Source organism: Arthrobacter sp. Soc17.1.1.1, assembly GCF_036867195.1.
GTDB lineage: Bacteria > Actinomycetota > Actinomycetes > Actinomycetales > Micrococcaceae > Arthrobacter_D.
This window is the reverse complement of the sequence record NZ_JBAJII010000001.1, coordinates 2,811,747-2,828,981: the sequence shown is the minus strand read 5'-3', so window position 1 is coordinate 2,828,981 and position 17,235 is coordinate 2,811,747. Positions and strand designations below refer to the sequence as shown.

General features: G+C 71.4%; 19 protein-coding genes and 1 pseudogene. 11 read left to right on the top strand and 9 right to left on the bottom strand.

Annotated features, from left to right (window positions below):
- Positions 1-207 precede the first annotated feature (207 nt).
- From mgrA to V6S67_RS13050, 3 genes are all read left to right on the top strand, one after another.
- Complete coding sequence (gene mgrA, locus V6S67_RS13060; RefSeq protein WP_334210651.1) at positions 208-1,254, top strand: L-glyceraldehyde 3-phosphate reductase; 1,047 nt, start codon at positions 208-210, stop codon at positions 1,252-1,254.
- The gene (locus tag V6S67_RS13055; protein ID WP_334210650.1) at positions 1,254-1,763 is read left to right on the top strand and encodes a GNAT family N-acetyltransferase; all 510 of its coding nucleotides are present in this window, start codon (positions 1,254-1,256) and stop codon (positions 1,761-1,763) included. The genes mgrA and V6S67_RS13055 overlap by 1 nt, the downstream gene beginning before the upstream one ends.
- A 347-nt stretch (positions 1,764-2,110) precedes the next feature.
- Entirely contained in the window at positions 2,111-2,911 is an 801-nt protein-coding gene (locus V6S67_RS13050) for an HpcH/HpaI aldolase family protein (RefSeq protein WP_334210649.1), read from the top strand.
- Here V6S67_RS13050 and V6S67_RS13045 read toward each other — a convergent pair.
- Entirely contained in the window at positions 2,866-4,236 is a 1,371-nt protein-coding gene (locus tag V6S67_RS13045) for a 6-phospho-beta-glucosidase (protein WP_334210648.1), read from the bottom strand. The genes V6S67_RS13050 and V6S67_RS13045 overlap by 46 nt on opposite strands.
- A gap of 118 nt (positions 4,237-4,354) precedes the next feature.
- Between V6S67_RS13045 and V6S67_RS13040 the strand changes: the two are divergent.
- Positions 4,355-5,437: pseudogene (locus tag V6S67_RS13040) on the top strand (carbohydrate kinase family protein); the annotation flags it as partial.
- 538 nt (positions 5,438-5,975) lie between these two features.
- Here the strand turns inward: V6S67_RS13040 and V6S67_RS13035 are convergent.
- Positions 5,976-6,554, bottom strand: coding sequence for a GIY-YIG nuclease family protein (locus V6S67_RS13035; protein ID WP_442884801.1), 579 nt, complete (start codon positions 6,552-6,554; stop codon positions 5,976-5,978).
- Between the two features lie 66 nt (positions 6,555-6,620).
- On the opposite strand from V6S67_RS13035, the gene alr reads away from it, so the two are divergent.
- The 5 genes from alr to tsaD are packed head-to-tail and all read left to right on the top strand — an operon-like array spanning position 6,621 to position 10,579.
- Positions 6,621-7,793 carry an alanine racemase gene (gene alr, locus V6S67_RS13030; protein ID WP_442884883.1) on the top strand — a complete coding sequence of 391 codons (1,173 nt, stop codon included), beginning with the start codon at positions 6,621-6,623 and terminating at the stop codon, positions 7,791-7,793.
- Positions 7,777-8,319, top strand: a complete 543-nt coding sequence (gene tsaE / locus V6S67_RS13025) for a tRNA (adenosine(37)-N6)-threonylcarbamoyltransferase complex ATPase subunit type 1 TsaE (RefSeq protein WP_334210646.1) — start codon at positions 7,777-7,779, stop codon at positions 8,317-8,319. Before alr ends, tsaE begins: the two co-directional genes overlap by 17 nt.
- Before the next feature lie 9 nt (positions 8,320-8,328).
- Complete coding sequence (gene tsaB / locus V6S67_RS13020; protein WP_334210645.1) at positions 8,329-9,018, top strand: tRNA (adenosine(37)-N6)-threonylcarbamoyltransferase complex dimerization subunit type 1 TsaB; 690 nt, start codon at positions 8,329-8,331, stop codon at positions 9,016-9,018.
- Positions 9,015-9,482 (top strand): ribosomal protein S18-alanine N-acetyltransferase, encoded by a 468-nt coding sequence (rimI, locus tag V6S67_RS13015; protein WP_334210644.1) that lies wholly within the window; start codon positions 9,015-9,017, stop codon positions 9,480-9,482. Before tsaB ends, rimI begins: the two co-directional genes overlap by 4 nt.
- Positions 9,479-10,579 carry a tRNA (adenosine(37)-N6)-threonylcarbamoyltransferase complex transferase subunit TsaD gene (gene tsaD / locus V6S67_RS13010; RefSeq protein WP_334210643.1) on the top strand — a complete coding sequence of 367 codons (1,101 nt, stop codon included), beginning with the start codon at positions 9,479-9,481 and terminating at the stop codon, positions 10,577-10,579. The genes rimI and tsaD overlap by 4 nt, the downstream gene beginning before the upstream one ends.
- Before the next feature lie 288 nt (positions 10,580-10,867).
- Here the strand turns inward: tsaD and V6S67_RS13005 are convergent, their stop codons facing one another.
- The 6 genes from V6S67_RS13005 to V6S67_RS12980 all read right to left on the bottom strand — a co-directional run bounded on the left by V6S67_RS13005 (position 10,868) and on the right by V6S67_RS12980 (position 14,079).
- Positions 10,868-11,692, bottom strand: a complete 825-nt coding sequence (locus tag V6S67_RS13005) for an SRPBCC family protein (RefSeq protein WP_334210642.1) — start codon at positions 11,690-11,692, stop codon at positions 10,868-10,870.
- Between the two features lie 131 nt (positions 11,693-11,823).
- On the bottom strand, positions 11,824-12,213 hold the full coding sequence (locus V6S67_RS13000) for a nuclear transport factor 2 family protein (RefSeq protein WP_334210641.1): 390 nt from the start codon (positions 12,211-12,213) through the stop codon (positions 11,824-11,826).
- A gap of 66 nt (positions 12,214-12,279) precedes the next feature.
- The gene (locus tag V6S67_RS12995; protein WP_334210640.1) at positions 12,280-12,597 is read right to left on the bottom strand and encodes a hypothetical protein; all 318 of its coding nucleotides are present in this window, start codon (positions 12,595-12,597) and stop codon (positions 12,280-12,282) included.
- 100 nt (positions 12,598-12,697) lie between these two features.
- Complete coding sequence (locus V6S67_RS12990) at positions 12,698-12,994, bottom strand: hypothetical protein (protein ID WP_334210639.1); 297 nt, start codon at positions 12,992-12,994, stop codon at positions 12,698-12,700.
- Positions 12,995-13,081: 87 nt separating this feature from the next.
- Positions 13,082-13,372, bottom strand: a complete 291-nt coding sequence (locus V6S67_RS12985; RefSeq protein ID WP_334210638.1) for a hypothetical protein — start codon at positions 13,370-13,372, stop codon at positions 13,082-13,084.
- Entirely contained in the window at positions 13,369-14,079 is a 711-nt protein-coding gene (locus V6S67_RS12980; RefSeq protein WP_334210637.1) for a GAF and ANTAR domain-containing protein, read from the bottom strand. Before V6S67_RS12980 ends, V6S67_RS12985 begins: the two co-directional genes overlap by 4 nt.
- A gap of 323 nt (positions 14,080-14,402) precedes the next feature.
- Between V6S67_RS12980 and V6S67_RS12975 the strand changes: the two genes are divergently transcribed.
- On the top strand, positions 14,403-14,627 hold the full coding sequence (locus V6S67_RS12975; RefSeq protein WP_334210636.1) for a hypothetical protein: 225 nt from the start codon (positions 14,403-14,405) through the stop codon (positions 14,625-14,627).
- 69 nt (positions 14,628-14,696) lie between these two features.
- On the opposite strand, the gene ptsP is transcribed toward V6S67_RS12975, so the two are convergent.
- On the bottom strand, positions 14,697-16,382 hold the full coding sequence (gene ptsP, locus V6S67_RS12970; RefSeq protein WP_334210635.1) for a phosphoenolpyruvate--protein phosphotransferase: 1,686 nt from the start codon (positions 16,380-16,382) through the stop codon (positions 14,697-14,699).
- A gap of 119 nt (positions 16,383-16,501) precedes the next feature.
- Here ptsP and V6S67_RS12965 point away from each other — a divergent pair, with 119 nt between their 5' ends.
- The gene (locus tag V6S67_RS12965) at positions 16,502-17,230 is read left to right on the top strand and encodes a TetR/AcrR family transcriptional regulator (RefSeq protein WP_334210634.1); all 729 of its coding nucleotides are present in this window, start codon (positions 16,502-16,504) and stop codon (positions 17,228-17,230) included.
- Positions 17,231-17,235: the final 5 nt, after the last annotated feature.

Genomic DNA, 17,235 nt, shown 5'->3' with positions numbered 1-17,235 from the left:
GCAGTTCAAGAAAGCGGTGGGGCAGCGGGCCGAAGGAGTGGATCGGCAAGCAGCGAGAAAACGGCCGGAGGAGTGGATCCCAAGGCACCAGGAGACGGACGAGTGAACCCGGCCGGGCGCCCGGAAAGGTTCAATGGGCCATGGAGCAAGCAGCGACCCCGACTCGACGCCCCGTCCACTCCGGAACTGTCGACCTAGGATGAGGACATGACTTTTCACCCTGCAGATGACCGTTATGCTTCGATGCCGTATCGGCGGGTGGGGGCCAGTGGGCTGTTGTTGCCTGCGGTGTCGTTGGGGCTGTGGCACAACTTCGGGGACGACAAGGCGTTCGATGTGCAGCGTGCCATCCTGCGCCGGGCGTTCGATCTGGGGGTCACGCATTTCGATCTGGCGAACAACTATGGTCCGCCGGCGGGCAGCGCTGAGACGAACTTCGGCCGGCACCTGAGGGATGATTTCCGGCCGTTCCGGGATGAGCTGGTCATCTCCACGAAGGCCGGGTACGGGATGTGGCCGGGCCCGTACGGGGAGTGGGGGTCGCGGAAGTATCTGCTCTCGAGCCTGGATCAGTCGCTGGAGCGGATGGGCCTGGAGTACGTGGATGTGTTCTACAGTCACCGCCCGGACCCGGACACCCCGCTGGAGGAGACGATGGGTGCCCTGGATACCGCGGTGCGCTCGGGGCGTGCCCTGTATGCGGGGATCTCCTCGTACTCGCCCGAGCTCACGGTGAAGGCCGCGGCGATCCTGGCGGAGCTGGGCACGCCGCTGCTGATCCATCAGCCCTCGTATTCGATGCTGAACCGGTGGACGGAGAACGGGTCCCCGAACCTGTTCCAGGCCCTGGAGCAGGTCGGGGCGGGCTCGATCGCGTTCTCGCCGCTGGCGCAGGGGCTGCTCACGAGCCGGTATCTGGACGGGGTGCCCGAGGATTCGAGGGCGGCAGCGGGCAAGTCGCTGGATCAGGGGCAGCTCAGTTCCGGGAACCTGGAGCGGATCCGGGGGTTGCACGCGATCGCGGAGGGTCGGGGGCAGTCGTTGGCGCAGCTGGCGATCGCCTGGGTGCTGCGTGATCAGTCCAAGGGCACTCCGGTGACCTCGGCGCTGATCGGTGCCTCCAGTGTGGCCCAGCTCGAGGACAGCGTGGCAGCGGTGGGGAACCTGGCCTTCACGGCCGAGGAACTGCACGCGATCGACGAGTTCGCCGTGGACTCCGACATCAACCTCTGGGCCAGCGCCCTCAAGGCCTGATGCTGCAGTTCCGCCCGGCCGGGCCGGGTGACTGGTCCGCACTCTGGGTCATCATGGAACCGGTTGCCAGAGCGGGCGAGACCTACTGCTGGGACACCTCCATGGATGAGGCGGCAGGACGGCTCGAGTGGCTTCCCGGTCCCGGAGGCGCCGATCCCACGCTCGTCGTCCATGTGGCCGTCGACGCAGAGACCGGCCGCGTGGTCGGCACCGCGCAACTGCATGCCAACCGTGGCGGCAACGGAGCCCACGTCGCCAACGCCTCTTTCCTGGTGGCTGCCGACGCCGGAGGCCAGGGCGTCGGCCGTGCCCTCGCCGATCACGTGCTCCAGGAGGCGCGCGCCGCAGGATATACGGCGATGCAGTTCAACGCCGTGGTGCAGACGAACGAACGCGCGGTCGCTCTGTGGACGTCGCTCGGCTTCGTGATCGTCGGCACCGTTCCCGGAGCGTTCCTACACCCCTCGGCCGGACCGACCGGCCTCCACATCATGCACCGGTTCCTCTAGCGGTGGTCCCGCGGGACGCGTGATCCGACCGACAAGGGCCCGACCGGCGACCCGACCGACGACCGGACCGGCGACCCGATCGACAACGCGAGCGGCGACCCGACCGGCGACCCGACCGACAAGGGCCCGACCGGCGACCCGACCGACGACCGGACCGGCGACCCGATCGACAACGCGAGCGGCGACCCGACCGGCGACCCGACCGACAAGGGCCCGACCGGCGACCCGACCGGCGACCCGACCGACGACCGGACCGGCGACCCGATCGACAACGCGAGCGGCGACCCGACCGACAACGCGACCGACGACCCGACCGGTAACGGCCCAGCACAGGACACAATGGGGGCATGACTGCCGCACAGCCCGCCCGCGATCCGCTCCTCGGCGCCTGGGCGACCCTCGGTGAACCCCGACTGACCGTCGAACTGGCGAGGTCCGGCGTCGGTTGGGTGGGGCTCGACGCGCAGCACGGGCACTTCGACGACCACGCCCTCCGGACCACGCTGGGTCTCCGCCCGTCGGAGTCCGCCCCGATGCTCGTGCGCGTCGCGTCCAACGACCCCGCGCTGATCGGGCGGGCGCTGGACGCGGGAGCGGACGGCGTCATCGTGCCCCTCGTCGACAGCGTGGCCGACGCCGAGAAGGCGGTCGCGGCAAGCCACTACCCGCCCTCCGGCACGCGCAGCTGGGGACCCCTGCCCGGCAGCCGCGCGGTCCACAGCCCGGGCTCCGACGGCGGCACGCACCCCGTCCCGCTGTGTGCCGTGATGATCGAGACCGCTGCCGCACTCGATGCCGTCGACGAGCTCGCCGCCGTACCCGGCGTGGACATGATCTTCGTCGGCCCGTTCGACCTCTCACTCGCGCTCGGGCTGCACGTCGACGACCTCCTGGCCGCACCGGCAGCGGAAGCGCCCCTGGCCCGGATCACGCGCGCCTGCACGGACGCCGGGATCACTGCCGGCGCCTATGCGGGCACCCCTGAGCGCGCAGCCCTGCTCGCCGCGGCGGGCTTCGAGTGGATTGCTGCCAGCACCGACGCCGCCCTGGTCTCCCTGGGCGTGGGGGAGATGCGACGGCGGATGCTGTCCGGAGCGCCGGGTCAGTCGACCCAGGACGCCCTCAGTGCGGGGAACGCCTCCTCGTAACCGGTGAGCACCCTCCCGGCAGCGTGGAACGAGTCGACCAGCGGGTGCCCGGCGAGTGCGCGAAGGGCGGCATCGCGGTCGCCGTGCACCGCCGCACGCACGGTGTCCTGTTCGACGGCCTTGACGGCCGCCATGAGACCGAGCTGGTGCAGCGTCAGGGGCGCCGCCGGCAGCGGGTGCGCTCCCGTCGCGTCCACGACGGACGGTACCTCGACGACGGCGTCCGCCGGCAGCTCGGGGAACGTGGGCCCGTTGCGCACATTGAGGATCAGCTCCGCACGTCGGCCCGTGAGCAGTGCCCGCATGACCTGCAGCGCCACGCGCTCGTAGCCGCCCCCGGCGAGATCCGCCTCGTCACGCTCCTCGTCCCCGCTCCGCGCCTCGGCGAGATAGCCGGATTCCCGTTCGAGCCGGGCGGCCTCCCAGACAGCGAAGGGGTCCTCGGCGGCCGCGAGCCGCGGGTAGAGGTCCCGCTGCTGGTCCCGCAGGATCTCCCCCCGCGTCCTGTCCGCAGCACCGATGGAGCGGAGCGCCTCGCGGTGGAAGTAGTAGTAGAACAGGTACTCGTTGGGCAGCGCACCGAGGACCCGGAGCAGGTCCGGACCGAAGAGCCGCCCCTCCTCGAAGCCGCCCAGGCGCAGAGGGTCGGCGAGCAGCCCGGGGAGGTGGTCCTTCTCGCCGTCGTCGAGCCTGCGGAGCCAGCCCAGGTGGTTGAGGCCCACGTAGTCGACTCCCGCGAGCGTGCCGCGCAGGTCCATGCCGGCCGCACGCGCCGCGCGCGTCACCAGACCGGACGCCGAGTCGCAGATACCGATGACCCGGGTGCCCAGGACCGCCGAGAGCGCCTCCGTGACCATCCCGGCGGGATTCGTGAAGTTGATGAGCCACGCGTCCGGCGCGACCTCGCGCATCATGGCAGCGACGCGCATCATGTCCGGGATGGAGCGGAGCGCGTAGGAGATCCCTCCGGCGCCCACGGTCTCCTGCCCGAGCAGTCCGGCGGCCAGGGCGACACGCTCGTCGAGGATGCGTCCCTCGGTCCCGCCGCTGCGCACCGCGGCGAAGACGACGTCGGCACCGGGCAGCGCATCCTCGAGGCGGTCCTCGACGCGCACGGACGGCTGAGGGCCCCCACCCCTCCGCGGCAGGGCCTTCAGGACGCGCGCGATCGCGCGCGCACGCTCCGGCTGGGCGTCGAGCAGGACGACGTCGGACACGAGCCCGGCGAACGGACCCTCCGCGAGCGCCCGGTAGACCAGCGGGACACGGAAACCTCCTCCGCCCACGATGACGAGCCGCGCACCTGTACCGGGCGTCTCAGGCAAGATTCATCCCGCTTTCGTCATGGCTCTCGTCGGGCTGCTGCTGTCCCGACTCGAAACCGGGTTCAAAATCGGGCCGTCGGGCGCCCGCGCGGGGCGCCTTGGAAGTATTCTGCCGTACATGGTCCAACAGCACCGCTTCGATCCGCTGGCGGCCACGCGCAGCCCGGACGGGCCCGAATTCGACCTCCTGCTCGCCGGGCAGGTGTTCTTCGACATCATCTTCACTGGCCTCGAACAGCTGCCGTCGCCCGGCACGGAGGTGTGGACCGAGGGCATGGGTTCCGGGCCGGGCGGGATCGCCAACCAGGCGATCGCCGCGAGCCGGCTGGGTCTGCGCACCACCCTCGCTGCCGCCTTCGGCGACGACGCGTACGGGCAGTCCAACTGGGACGTACTGCAGGATCAGGAGCACGTGGACCTCTCGCGGTCGCGCGTGTTCGGGCGATGGCATTCACCCGTCACCGTGTCGCTCTCCGTGCACCACGACCGCTCGATGATCACGCACGGCCATCCCTCCCCGCTGAGCGCCACCGAGTTGATCGGTGCACCGCCGTCCTGCCGGGCCGCCATCGTGGGACTCGAGCGGGAGGTAGAGCCGTGGGCGAAGGCCGCAGCCGCCGGCGGCACCAGGCTGTACGGGGACGTGGGCTGGGACGCCGCGGGGGAGTGGGCTCCCGAGACACTCGCTTCGCTGGAGCACTTCCACGCGTTCATGCCCAATGCCGCCGAAGCCATGGCGTACACGCGGACCGATGATCCGTGGGCCGCCCTCTACTCGCTGGCGGACCGCGTGCCCGTGGCCGTCGTGACCGTCGGCCAGCAAGGGGCCATGGCCATCGACTCGGAGACAGGGGAGGAGGAGTGGGTGCCGGCCCTTCCCGTGTCCGCCTACGATCCGACGGGCGCCGGTGACTGTTTCGGGGCTGCTTTCGTCATGGGAGACCTCGCGGGCTTCCCGCTCGCCGACCGCCTCCGCTTCGCGAACCTGTGCGCCTCCCTGTCCGTGCAGCACGTGGGCGGGTCCCTGGCCGCACCGGGCTGGGGGGACATCGCCGACTGGTGGCACCGGGTCAGTGCCGGGCGCGACGGCGTGCGGCGGCAATGGCTGCGCCGGTACGCCTTCCTGGAGGACCTGGTGTCCGACGTCCCCAGGGAGGCCCTGCGCCGGGCGACGGCGACGATCGCCCGCCAGTCCGACGCCTCGCCGTCGCTCCGCCCGGTGGAGGCCCGTCTCGGGGAAGCCCGTCCGCCGGGTGCGAGCCCGGGGGAGACGCAGGCGGTGGAGGTTCGCCCGGCTGGTGGGGGCCCGGCCGGTGGGGGCCCGGCTGGTGGAGCCCCGGCTGGTGGGGGCCCGGCTGGTGGGGGCCCGGCTGGTGGGGGCCCGGGGGAGGCAGCGCGGGCAGAGGCCCGCCCGGGGAGGGCCCTTCCGGGCGGAACCGGCCCGGCGGATCCTCGCCCTCCCGTCCGCGCGTATGTCCCGAGCCCGCCGGACGACCCGGGCGAGGACCAGGACCACACCTGCTCGCGCTGAATCGGGGCGGCTGCGGACACCGCCGGTGGAGCCCGGCTGCGGACACCGGGCCGGTAAACCACACCTGCTCGCGCTGAACCGGGGCGGCTGCCGACACCGGGCCGGTGAACCACACCTGCTCGCGCTGAACCAGGGCGGCTGCCGACACCGCTGGTGGAGCCCGGCTGCCGACGCCGGCCCGCTGCCCGCCCCGCGGGAGGATGCCTCGTCACCCCCGCAGGGCGGCAGCGTCTCCGAGCCAGCGTGTGTACAGCGCCCACGGGTCGTCGACGCCCGCTGCGAGGCGCGCCACATGCTCCTCCAGGTCCGGGGCGGCCTCGAACCACTCGGACCGGTCGAGCCTCAGTGCCGCGAACTGCTCGTGCCGGCGCCGCTCGACGAGCCGGTCCCCGCGCTCGAACGCCAGCACCTCGTCGTGCCAGATGCGGGCCAGGCGTCGGCGCGGATTCGCCGTCGTCCCGATCTTGATGCGGTCCCGGAACCGGAGGTAGTAGACGACGTCGACGCGCGGAGGCGGCAGGCCGTCATCGAGGACGTCGCCCACCCGCCACTCACAGGCCGCACACACCCAGCCGGACGGGTACCTCACCCCGATCCGCGAACCGCACGCACGGCAGGGAACCGGCAGCAGGTCGGTGGAGCCCCATTCGGCGTCCGACCATTCCGCGACCAGTGCCAGGTGCGCCGCACAGAGCGGGAAGGGTGCTCCGCCCGTGGCACCGCCGCAGGTCCTCCCCGTCTCGTCGGGGAGCACGCACCCGGGGGCGACGGACGGAGGTTCGAACACGCCTTCGATTGTTCCCGCTCCCTCCCGGGGAATCAACCCGGCGGACGCCCCGCGCAAGCTGGCAGAATAGGGCGGGTGACTTCCTCAGAACGTGCCGCAGAGATCGACCTCGACGCCCTGCGGCACAACATCCGGCACCTGCGCGACGTCGCCCACCCCGCCCGGGTGATGGCCGTCGTGAAGGCCGACGCCTACGGCCACGGCGCCCTCCCCGTCGCGCGCGCCGCCCTCGAGGCGGGAGCCGCGTGGCTCGGCGTCGCGCACATCAGCGAGGGCGTCGCGCTGCGCAAGGCGGGCATCGAAGCCCCCATCCTCGCGTGGCTGCACACCATGGGCAGCGACTTCAGCGCCGGCGTCGAGCACGGACTGGACCTCGGGATCTCCGGCTGGGAGCTCGAGCACGTGACCGCCGCAGCCCGCGAACTGGAACGCCCGGCAATCGTGCACCTGAAGATCGACACGGGCCTCGGCCGCAACGGCTGCCCGCCGGACCAGTGGGAGTCCCTGCTCAGCCGTGCCGTCGCCTACCAGGAGGAGGGCCTGATCCGCGTCGTCGGGATCTTCTCCCATCTCGCCGTCGCCGACGAGCCGACACGCCCCGAGACCGACCTCCAGGTGCAGGCGTTCCGCGAGGCCGTGGCCGCCGCCGAGAACGCAGGCATCGACGTCGAGGTGCGGCACCTCGCCAACACGCCCGCCACGTTCTCACGTCCCGACTGCCACTTCGACCTCGTGCGCGTGGGCCTCGGCATCTACGGACTCTCGCCCTTCTCCGACCAGGGCTCCGCCGACCTCGGCCTCCGGCCCGTCATGACCTTCAGCACCACGGTCTCGAACTGCAAGGAGGTGCCCGCCGGCCAGGGTGTCTCCTACGGCTACGGCTACCGCACCCAGAAGCCCACCACCCTCGGGCTCATCCCCGTCGGATACGGCGACGGCGTGCCCCGCATCGCCACGGGGGCCCCGGTGCTCGTCGGCGGCCGCATCTACCCGGTGGTGGGCCGGATCGCCATGGACCAGTGCGTCATCGACTTCGGGACCACGGGCCTGGTCGATTCCCCTGACAGCCCCCTCGGCAAGCGCGCGGTGCTCTTCGGTGGCACCGATTCGCCCCCGGTCGAGGACTGGGCCGCCGCCGCCCAGACCATCAACTACGAGGTGGTCACCCGGATCAGCGACCGCGTGGAGCGCGTGTACGTGGACGCACGACGGGAGGCGGGCGATGGCGACGGAGCCTGAGTGGACCGCGTCCTACGACGTCGGTTCGGCCGCCGAGCTGCAGGGCCTCGCCGCCGGCCTCGCACCGCAGCTGCGGCCCGGGGACCTGCTGGTCCTCTCCGGCGAACTCGGCGCCGGCAAGACGACGTTCACGCAGGGCCTCGGCCGTGGCCTCGCGGTGGAGGACCGCATCATCTCGCCGACCTTCGTGCTCGTCCGGCAGCATCCCTCGACGGGTGACGGACCGGGCCTGGTCCACGTCGACGCCTACCGTCTGGAGAGCGCGGCAGCCGTGGACGACCTCGACCTCGAAGCCACGATGGCCGCCAATGTCACGGTCATCGAGTGGGGAGCGGGCCGGGTGGAGCACCTGAGCGACAGCCGGCTGCACGTCGCGATCCACCGCCCGCTGGGTGGCGCGCTGCCCGGAACCGGAGAGCCGGTCACGGCCTTCGACGACGACGGCGAGGACGAGGTGCGCACCGTCACCCTCGCGGGCTTCGGGCCGCGCTGGCACGCAGGGCTGCCGGCGCCCGTCCTCGACTAGGCTGGACCGGTGCTTCTCCTCGCCCTCGACACCTCCGCCGCGGCGACCGTCGCGCTCCTGGACGACGACGCCGTCGTCGGCCGGTTCGGCAGCGCTGACACGCGCTCCCACGCGGAGGTCCTCGCCCCTGCGGTGCAGCGGGTGCTCGCCGACGCCGGAGTGGCCGGTGCCGACCTCGACGGCATCGTCGCCGGGGTGGGCCCGGGCCCCTTCACAGGACTGCGCGCCGGACTCGTCACGGCACGGACCCTGGCCTTCGTCTGGGATGTCCCCCTGCTCGGCGTGCTGAGCCTCGATGCCCTGGCCTTCGACGCCGCCGCGAGTGGTGCGGTCCCGGCCGGCACCGGCTTCCTCGTCGGCACCGACGCCCGCCGCGGCGAGGTCTACTGGGCTGCCTACCGTGCGCCGTCGGGCGGGGAGGACGGCGCGGTCCTCCCCGAGCTCCTCGACGGCCCGCACGTCGGCGCGGCTGCGAGCCTGCCGAAGGGCCGGCCCCTGGCCGGCAGGGCCGCGAGCCTCTACCCGGACGAGCTGGACGGCCTGCCGGCCTTCGCGACGTCGGATCCCGACGCCGCCTCCCTCGCCCGCGTGGCCCGTCAGCGCCTCCTCGCGGGCGAGGCGCTGCGCGACACCGCCCCGCTGTACCTGCGGGAGTCCGACGCCAAGGTGCCCGGCCCGCGGAAACGGGCGACGGCATGAGCTTCACCCTGCGCAGCCTCACCTTCGAGGACATCGAGACCATCGGCCGCCTCGAGAACGAACTGTTCCCCACCGACGCCTGGCCGCTCGAGATGTTCTACACCGAGTTCTTCCAGCCGGACACGCGGCGCTACATCGTCGCGGAGGTCGACGGCGAGACGGTCGGCTACGCGGGCGTCATGGTCATCGACACGACGGCGGACATCCAGACCATCGGCGTGCTGCCGCGCTTCGAGGGGCAGGGCATCGGGCGGGCCATGCTCACCGAGCTGCTCGACGAGGCAAGACGCCGCGGCGCGGAAACGGTGATGCTGGAGGTCCGGGCGGACAATCCGCGGGCCCAGCAGCTCTACACGCGCTTCGGCTTCGCCAGGATCCACACCAGGAAGAGGTACTACCGCGACGGCGTGGACGCCTGGGTCATGCAGCTCGTCCTGCCCGCGGGCGGAGAGGGGGCACCATGACACGCGAGGCACCACTGGTGCTCGGCATCGAGTCGTCCTGCGACGAGACAGGTGTCGGGATCGTGCGGGGGACACAGCTGCTGACCAACACCGTGTCCTCGTCGATGGACGAGCACGTGCGCTTCGGCGGGGTCATCCCCGAGATCGCGTCACGCGCGCACCTCGAAGCCTTCGTCCCGACCCTCAGGACGGCGCTCGACGACGCCGGCGTCACCCTCGACGAGATCGACGCCATCGCCGTGACCGCGGGTCCGGGCCTGTCGGGAGCCCTCATGGTCGGGGTGTCCGCCGCCAAGGCGCTCGCCGTCGCGACCGGGAAGCCGCTCTACGCCATCAACCACCTCGTGGCGCACGTGGGCGTCGGCATGCTCGGCGGCACCTTCGCCGACGGGCTGCCGTCCGACCTCGGCGCGCTCCTCGTGTCCGGCGGGCACACGGAGATCCTGCGGATCGGCGACATCGCGAGCGACGTCGAACTCCTGGGATCCACGATCGACGACGCCGCAGGCGAGGCGTACGACAAGACGGCACGCATCCTCGGGCTCGGCTATCCGGGCGGGCCCGTGATCGACCGGCTGGCCCGGGAGGGAGATCCGACGGCGATCCGCTTCCCCCGCGGGCTCTCGCAGCCCAAGTACATGGGCACCGCCGAGCAGCCCGGCCCGCACCGCTACGACTGGTCCTTCAGCGGACTCAAGACGGCCGTGGCGCGCAGCGTGGAGCAGTACGAGGCGGCGGGCCTGGAGGTGCCCGTGGCCGACATCGCCGCGTCCTTCCAGGAGGCGGTGGTGGACATCATCACCTCGAAGGCCGTGCTCGCATGCCGGGAACACGGCATCACGAACCTCCTGCTCGGCGGCGGCGTCGCGGCGAACCGGAGGCTCCGCGAACTGACCGGCGAGCGGTGTGCGGCCGCCGGCATCACCCTCACCGTCCCGGCGCCGTCGCTGTGCACGGACAACGGGGCCATGGTCGCGGCACTGGGAGCCCGGATCGTGATGAACGGCGGTCGTCCGAGCGGCATCGGCTTCGGCACCGACCCGTCCCTGCCCGTCACGCGGATCGTCCTCGCGGCGGACGGGAACGGCGGGTCCTAGAACCTGCCGGCAGCCGAGCGGGCCGGGTTCGAGGCCGTGCCGGACGCCCTGCCGGACGGTGCTCGCCCGCCGGCAGCCGGGCGGGCCGGGTCCGACGCCGTGCCGGACGGTGCTCGCCCGCCGGCAGCCGGGCGGGCCGGGTCCGACGCCGTGCCGGACGGTGCTCGCCCGCCGGCAGCCGGGCGGGCCGGGTCCGACGCCGTGCCGGACGGTGCGTGGACGGACCGTGGACCGAGAACCGCGGGAGGACCGGACCCCGCAGGGTCCGGTCCTCCGATACTGCAGGGACTAGAGCGTGCCCCGGCGGTCCGTCGTGTCGCCGTCGACGAGCCTGTCGCCCTCGAGCCCCTGGCTCTCGGACGGAACACCCGTTCCCGGGACGCCGTCCACGGCGGGTACGGGATCGACGTCGATCGCATCGACGTCGTCGACGACCGGGGTGGTCTCGGGGACCACGGGTGCCGCATCGACCACGGTCACCGTGTCGACGTCCACGTCCTCCTCGTCGTCCTTCTTGCCGGCAGCAGCCGCGGCCACACCGGCCACTGCGGCCGCCGCGGCGATGCCGACGCCGGCCGCCACCTTGCCGGACACGCCTGCCTTGCCGCTGTCACCGCGGGACTCCGCGGCGTCCTCGACCGTCGGGGTGCCCGTGGTACCGACACCGGCCACGGATCCGCGCCACGCGCCCGTGGCGTAGCTCTCGGACTCGATGAACTCCTTGAACCGGTGCAGGTCCGCCTTCGCCTGGTTCTCGACGACGTTCAGCTTGTCGCCGACCTTCTCGACGAGGCCCTCGGGCTCGTACTCGAGCACGAGGTTCACACGGGTGGTGCCGCCGAGATCCTCGAAGGACACCGTGCCGGCGTTCGTGGCACCCTCCGTGGCCGCCCACGAGACCCTGCGGTCGGGAACCTGCTCCAGGACCTTGGCCTCCCACTGACGGCGGATACCGCCGATCTCGGCAACCCATTCGAGGCGATCATCGCTCAGCTGCGTGATCTGCTTGATGCCGCCCATGAAGTGCGGGAACTCCTCGAACTGGGTCCACTGGTTGTACACGGTCGTGACTGGAAGATTCACGACAATGGTTTCTTCGACCTTCGTGCTCATCATGCTCCCTAGGGGTTGGGGATACGGTCACTGATCGCATCATCAGCATGCTTAGCATATGGTGCATGCGGGGCTCTGACCAGTGCTGGACACGCGTCCGCCGTATCCCGCGGCGCTCAGGTGGTCGGTGCTCAGGGAAGCAGGTCGCCCACCTCGGCGTACCTGCGCCGCCAGTCGCGCCCCTCCTCGCCCCCGTACAGGGTCCAGTACTCGCGGCCGGAGGTGATCACGCCGTCGGCCACCGTCCAGATGGACACGACACGGAAGATGCCGACGTCCTCCTGGGGCACCTGGACCTCGGACACCACCACCTCGCCGGCGTCGTACACGTTCAGGACATCGATGCTCCACCCGTTCGGATGCTCGGCGTTGACCGCCACCATGTTGTCCCTGCCGCGGATGATCTCCCGGGTGACGGGCCAGAAGACCTCCACGTCCTCGGCGAGGGTCAGACCCACGGCCTTCCAGTCCCTGCTCCACACCGACGACCAGTACCGCCGGACCACCTCGGTAGATTCCATACGCCGATGCTACAGACGGACGGCGCCGGGACAAGCGGAGGCGCAGGGTGACGCGGCGTCCGGCGGTCACCCGCCCTCGTGCTCCTCGTCCCGGGCACCGGAGCGGCGCGGGAGGTCGCGCCGCGTGCACTGGTCGGGGCGTACCCAGGCCTCACGTGCGATCGAGAACTCGACCCACTGTGCGAGCACCGCCGAATCCGTCCATGCCATGGCGAAGCCGCGCACCGTCTGCCGGGACCCGTCGGGATACTCCAGGTCCACCCACACCGCCGGTGCGGGCGGGACCGACTCCGTGATCCCGTGCGCCGGCGCCTCGAGTCCGAGCGGCTGGACGAAGCGTGCGATGGCGGGAGGCTGTCCGTGCCAGCCGGGTGTCCTGGTCATACGCCCGTCCCGGGGGCGGCGCACGACGTCGGCTGGTCCATGTCCCCACTCTACGAGGGGGGCCGTCGGAGGCGGCCGCACCCCGCACAGCCGGCGGACATCAGGCGGCGTGCATCGTCCGCGGCTGCAGATCGCGGCGTCGGCACCGTGCAGCCTCCACCCACGCCTCGCGCGCCCGCGAGTACTCGATCCACTGCGCCAGGACCATCGTCTCCGTCCACGCCATGGCGAAGCCCTTCACGGTACGCCGGGAACCGTCGGGATAGTCGAGGTCCACCCACAGCGCCGGTGACCGGGACGGTTCGGTGACGCAGCTCCCGGGGGCGTCGAGCTGGAGGGGCGGGACGTACCTGTCCGCACTGGGTGGGATGCCGTGCCATCCCGGTCGCTCTGCCATGCACCGAGGGTATGCCGGTGGTCCGACATCATGACCGCACGGGCGCCGACGGTGGGGCAGCGGCACCGGCCTGGTGGGCCCCTGAACCTACGCCGCTCCGTCGGACCCGGTGTGAGCACGTACCAGGTCGTCGCTGAACGGGGCGCGCTTCCTCGGAGGGAGCCCGTCGATCAGTTCGTTGACGGCCAGGGCGAGGACGTCGCACTCGAGCGGAGGCATGGGCATGAGTCCCTCGAGGTACGCCTCGACCTCGTACTCGTCCACCGCGCCGCCCAGGGAGAAGTAGTGCAGCCATGCCTCCCCGATGGAGAAGCCGGAGTCGGTGAGGGCGACGAGGGTCAGTGCCCGCTGTTCCTCCGCATACGGGAATCCGGTCACGGCGTCTCCGTGCCGTTCGCGATGTCCTCGGTCAGGCGGCGGAACGGGATGCCCGCGGTGCGGGCACGGAAGGTCAGGGCCGCGAGTGCCTCCGACTCGGTCAGCCCCTCCCGTTGCATCAGGATCCCCTTCGCGACACCCACCAGGTCACGCGACCGCAGTGATTCCCGCAGTTCGGCGCTGAGGCGGGTCGTCGTCTCCGAGGTCTGCACATGACCGAGTAGTGCGGAGGCGGCGGTCGCGAGGCTCACCAGCCGGGCGCGGTCGGCGTCGCCGAAGGCCGACGGTTGCGTCGAATAGATCTTCATGGCGCCGATGGAATCCCGGCCGCGCAGGAGCGGGACACTCAGACACGCCCGTACGCCTGCCTCTGCCGCTGCAGCGCTCCACTGCGGGAACCGCTGGTCGGTGGCCGTGTCGCCGATCTCCACCGGGCGCAGGGAGGACCACGCCGTCAGGCACGGCCCTTCACCGAGGCTGTACTGGAGGTCGTCCGCAATGCGGGAGAGGTCGTCCGTCGAGCCCACGCTGACCCGCTGCGCGTGATGGATGAGTGAGACGCCCGCACCGGATGCGTTCGGTGTCGTCTCCTGGGCGACGCGCGCCAGCAGTTCGACCGCGTGCTGCGCTGTCTCCTGCGTGAGGGTCAGTCCGCGGATGCGGCCGAGCGTTGCGCCCAGCTCGCCGGACGGGGGAAATAGGTCCATCAGTAGCCTCGAACTTCAGGCCAGGGTCGATCCCGGCGCTGCGGGCCTTCTGCTAGACCGTGATCGCGCGTTGCCGCTGATCCGCTGGTCCCATTCTAGCGGTGTACCGGCGTGTCCGGTGCCGCCCGACCGGCGAGGCGGCGCGCGGTCCGTTCATCCCCGTGCCACCGGTGCGTCGCGTGGAATTCCACCGGTGCGGGCTCATGTCTGCTTACCATTGTCCCGACGATCCCACCGTCACGCCGTTGATCCCGAGTTGATGATTCCGTGCTGATCCATAGTCGATCCGTAGTTGATCCAGAAGTGTGAGGTTCCCCAGGGCCATGACGAACGACGATTTGCAGAAGATCCGTGTTGCTGCCGCAGACAAGGAGGACGTCGAGTTCGAGCTCGACCGGGCCGAGCTCGTGCTGCAGGAGGCCGTCGCCGAGGCGCTGAGCCACGGCGAGGACGTCAACGTGGTCGCCGAGGTCGCCGAACTGCCCCTGGACGACGTCGTGAAGCTCGCCGCCCAGGACACCAGCCCGGATCCTGTCCTGCCCTTCTGACCGACGGCCCTCAGGACGTCAGCCGGCCGAAGGGCAGGGCACGTCCCCGCAGGGCTGGAGTCGCCCGGCCTACAACCCGAGCGACTCCAGCACGGGCAGTTCGGCCCGTGCCCGCGCCTTCGCCTCCGCGGCGGTGGGCGACGCCACCGCGATCTCCGCGATCCGCTGCGCCTCGGCGAGGGTCACACTGTTGAGCACCGCCCCCACGCCGGCGAGAGCACGCGGTGTCATGGAGAGCGTGGACACCCCGAGGCCCACGAGGACGACGGCGAGGGCCGGGTCCGCTGCGGCCTCGCCGCACACACCCACGGGCTTGGCATGGCCCTCGGCCTCCGATCCCTCGACGGTCAGCCTGACCATCCGGAGGACCGCCGGCTGCCACGAGTTGTTCAGGGCTGCGAGGGAGCCGAGCTGGCGGTCCGCCGCCATCGTGTACTGCGTGAGGTCGTTCGTGCCGAGGCTCGCGAAGGACACGGCGCCGAGGATCGCCTCGGCCATCAGGGCCGCCGACGGCACCTCCACCATGACGCCCGGGGTCTGCAGGCCCGCGTTGCTGCAGAGCTTCGCGAAGTCCGCGGCCTCCTCGGCGGTCGAGATCATCGGCGCCATGACCCACACGTCCGCCGTGGACTGCGAGGCGGCGTCCGCGATGGCCTCGAGCTGGCGCTCCAGGACGCCGGGGGAGGAGAGATCGGTGCGGTAGCCGCGCACCCCGAGGGCGGGGTTGGGCTCGGTCGTGTCGGTGAGGAAGGGCAGCGGCTTGTCGGCGCCGGCGTCGAGCGTGCGCACCACCACCTTCTTGCCGGGGAAGGCGTCGAAGACGCCCTTGTAGGCCTCGACCTGCTCGGGGGCCGTCGGCTCGGTGTCACGGCCCAGGAAGCAGAACTCCGTCCGGAGCAGGCCCACACCCTGCGCGCCGGCCGCGGCGGCCTTGACGGCGTCCTTCGCTCCGCCCACGTTGGCCAGCAGGGGGACCTCGTGTCCGTCCGAGGTGACGCCGGTGCCGTCGAACACCGTGAGCGCCGCCGCGGCCGCGCGGTACGCCTCGGCAGCTGCGGCCTCGTCGTCGCCAGGATCGAGGGTGACGGTGCCGGCGGCGCCGTCCACGAAGACGAGCGCCCCGCTGTCGATGGCCTCCACGCCCGTGGCGGCCACGACGGCGGGCAGGCCCAGGGAGCGGGCGATGATCGCGGTGTGGGACTGCGGGCCGCCACCGGACGTGACGAGGGCGAGCACCATCGCGGGGTCCAGGGTGGCGGTATCGGCCGGTGCGAGGTCCTCCGCCACCAGGATGAACGGTGTGTCCGACGACGGGATGCCGGGTGCGGGGAGTCCGCGCAGTTCGGCCACGATGCGGGAGCGGACATCGAGCACGTCCGCCGTCCGCTCGGCCATGTAGCCGCCGAGGTTGTGCAGCATCTCGGCCACGGAGGCACCGGCCTCCCAGACCGCACGCGCGGGCGAGGTGCCCTTGTTGATGAGCTTCGTCGCGGACTTCAGCAGCATGGGATCGGCGGCCATGAGGGAGGTCGCCTGCAGGACGGCCTGGGCGTCGCCCTTGGCGATCCCCGCCCTCCGCCTGAGCTCCTCCTGGACGGCCTTCGAGGCTGCCTTGAGGGCCGCGACGGCCTGCTCAGGTGCGTCGGGAGTCTCGTGCCGCTCGCCGGCCGGCGGTTCGCCGACCGCTGCGGGCATGTGGTGCACGGGGCCGATCACGCGGCCGGGACTGACTCCGACTCCTGCGAAATTCACCATTGAACGTCCTCGCTTCCTTGCCGGTGGTCGTCTTCGTCTTCCTCCATTGTGAGGCCTGAAGGAGAAAGAGCGTGTGACCCAATTCATATAACAGCGCTATAGGTGCTACGGTAGCAGCCATGAAGAAAGTAGGCGAACCCACGCCTAAGACCAGGCTTCTCAGGGCCGCCGCGGCACTGCTCGCGGAGTCCAACGGCGAGGCCGTCTCGACGCGGCAGATCACCCAGGCTGCGCGCGTCACCGCACCCACCCTCTATCACCACTTCGGTGACAAGGAGGGCCTCTTCGATGCCGTCGTGGCGGAGGGGTTCTCCGAGTACCTCGACGCCGAGAGGAGCCTCCCGACGTCGGGACAACCGGTCGAGGACCTCCGGATGCACTGGGACAACCACGTGCAGTTCGGCCTCGACCACCCGCACCTCTACCTGGTGATGTTCGGCAACATCCGGCCCGAGCACAGGCCCTCCATGGTGGCCAGCGCAGAGGCCTTCCTCGAGGAGGTCCTGGCGAGGGCGGCCGCGGCAGCCCGCCTCGTGGTGTCCCCGCGCGAAGCCGCGCGCAGCATGCTCGCCGCCAACATCGGCGTCACGCTCATGCTGATCGCGGAGCCCGTGGCGAAGCGCAACCTCGAACTCTCCGCGATGACGAGGGAGGCGGTCATCTCCGCCGTGGCCACGGATTCCGAGGCGGACCCGACCACGGACACGGAGGGGACACCCTCGGTGGTCGTGGCGGCGATCGCCCTGAACGCGGCGCTGCAGTCCTCCCACCCCGACCAGCTCTCCAGCTCCGAACTGAAGCTCTTCCTCGAATGGCTCCAGCGCATCTCCACCAGGTCGGGAAGCTGACGCTT

Excerpts from the sequence above, each read along its gene's own strand:
- V6S67_RS12995 (WP_334210640.1), bottom strand. The coding sequence starts at position 12,597 with ATGACCAGGACACCCGGCTGGCACGGACAGCCTCCCGCCATCGCACGC.
- V6S67_RS12990 (WP_334210639.1), bottom strand. The coding sequence starts at position 12,994 with ATGGCAGAGCGACCGGGATGGCACGGCATCCCACCCAGTGCGGACAGG.
- rimI (WP_334210644.1), top strand. The coding sequence starts at position 9,015 with ATGAGCTTCACCCTGCGCAGCCTCACCTTCGAGGACATCGAGACCATC.
- V6S67_RS13000 (WP_334210641.1), bottom strand. The coding sequence starts at position 12,213 with ATGGAATCTACCGAGGTGGTCCGGCGGTACTGGTCGTCGGTGTGGAGC.
- tsaD (WP_334210643.1), top strand. The coding sequence starts at position 9,479 with ATGACACGCGAGGCACCACTGGTGCTCGGCATCGAGTCGTCCTGCGAC.
- V6S67_RS13005 (WP_334210642.1), bottom strand. The coding sequence starts at position 11,692 with ATGAGCACGAAGGTCGAAGAAACCATTGTCGTGAATCTTCCAGTCACG.
- V6S67_RS13050 (WP_334210649.1), top strand. The coding sequence starts at position 2,111 with ATGACTGCCGCACAGCCCGCCCGCGATCCGCTCCTCGGCGCCTGGGCG.
- tsaE (WP_334210646.1), top strand. The coding sequence starts at position 7,777 with ATGGCGACGGAGCCTGAGTGGACCGCGTCCTACGACGTCGGTTCGGCC.
- V6S67_RS12975 (WP_334210636.1), top strand. The coding sequence starts at position 14,403 with ATGACGAACGACGATTTGCAGAAGATCCGTGTTGCTGCCGCAGACAAG.
- ptsP (WP_334210635.1), bottom strand. The coding sequence starts at position 16,382 with ATGGTGAATTTCGCAGGAGTCGGAGTCAGTCCCGGCCGCGTGATCGGC.
- V6S67_RS12980 (WP_334210637.1), bottom strand. The coding sequence starts at position 14,079 with ATGGACCTATTTCCCCCGTCCGGCGAGCTGGGCGCAACGCTCGGCCGC.
- mgrA (WP_334210651.1), top strand. The coding sequence starts at position 208 with ATGACTTTTCACCCTGCAGATGACCGTTATGCTTCGATGCCGTATCGG.
- V6S67_RS13055 (WP_334210650.1), top strand. The coding sequence starts at position 1,254 with ATGCTGCAGTTCCGCCCGGCCGGGCCGGGTGACTGGTCCGCACTCTGG.
- V6S67_RS12965 (WP_334210634.1), top strand. The coding sequence starts at position 16,502 with ATGAAGAAAGTAGGCGAACCCACGCCTAAGACCAGGCTTCTCAGGGCC.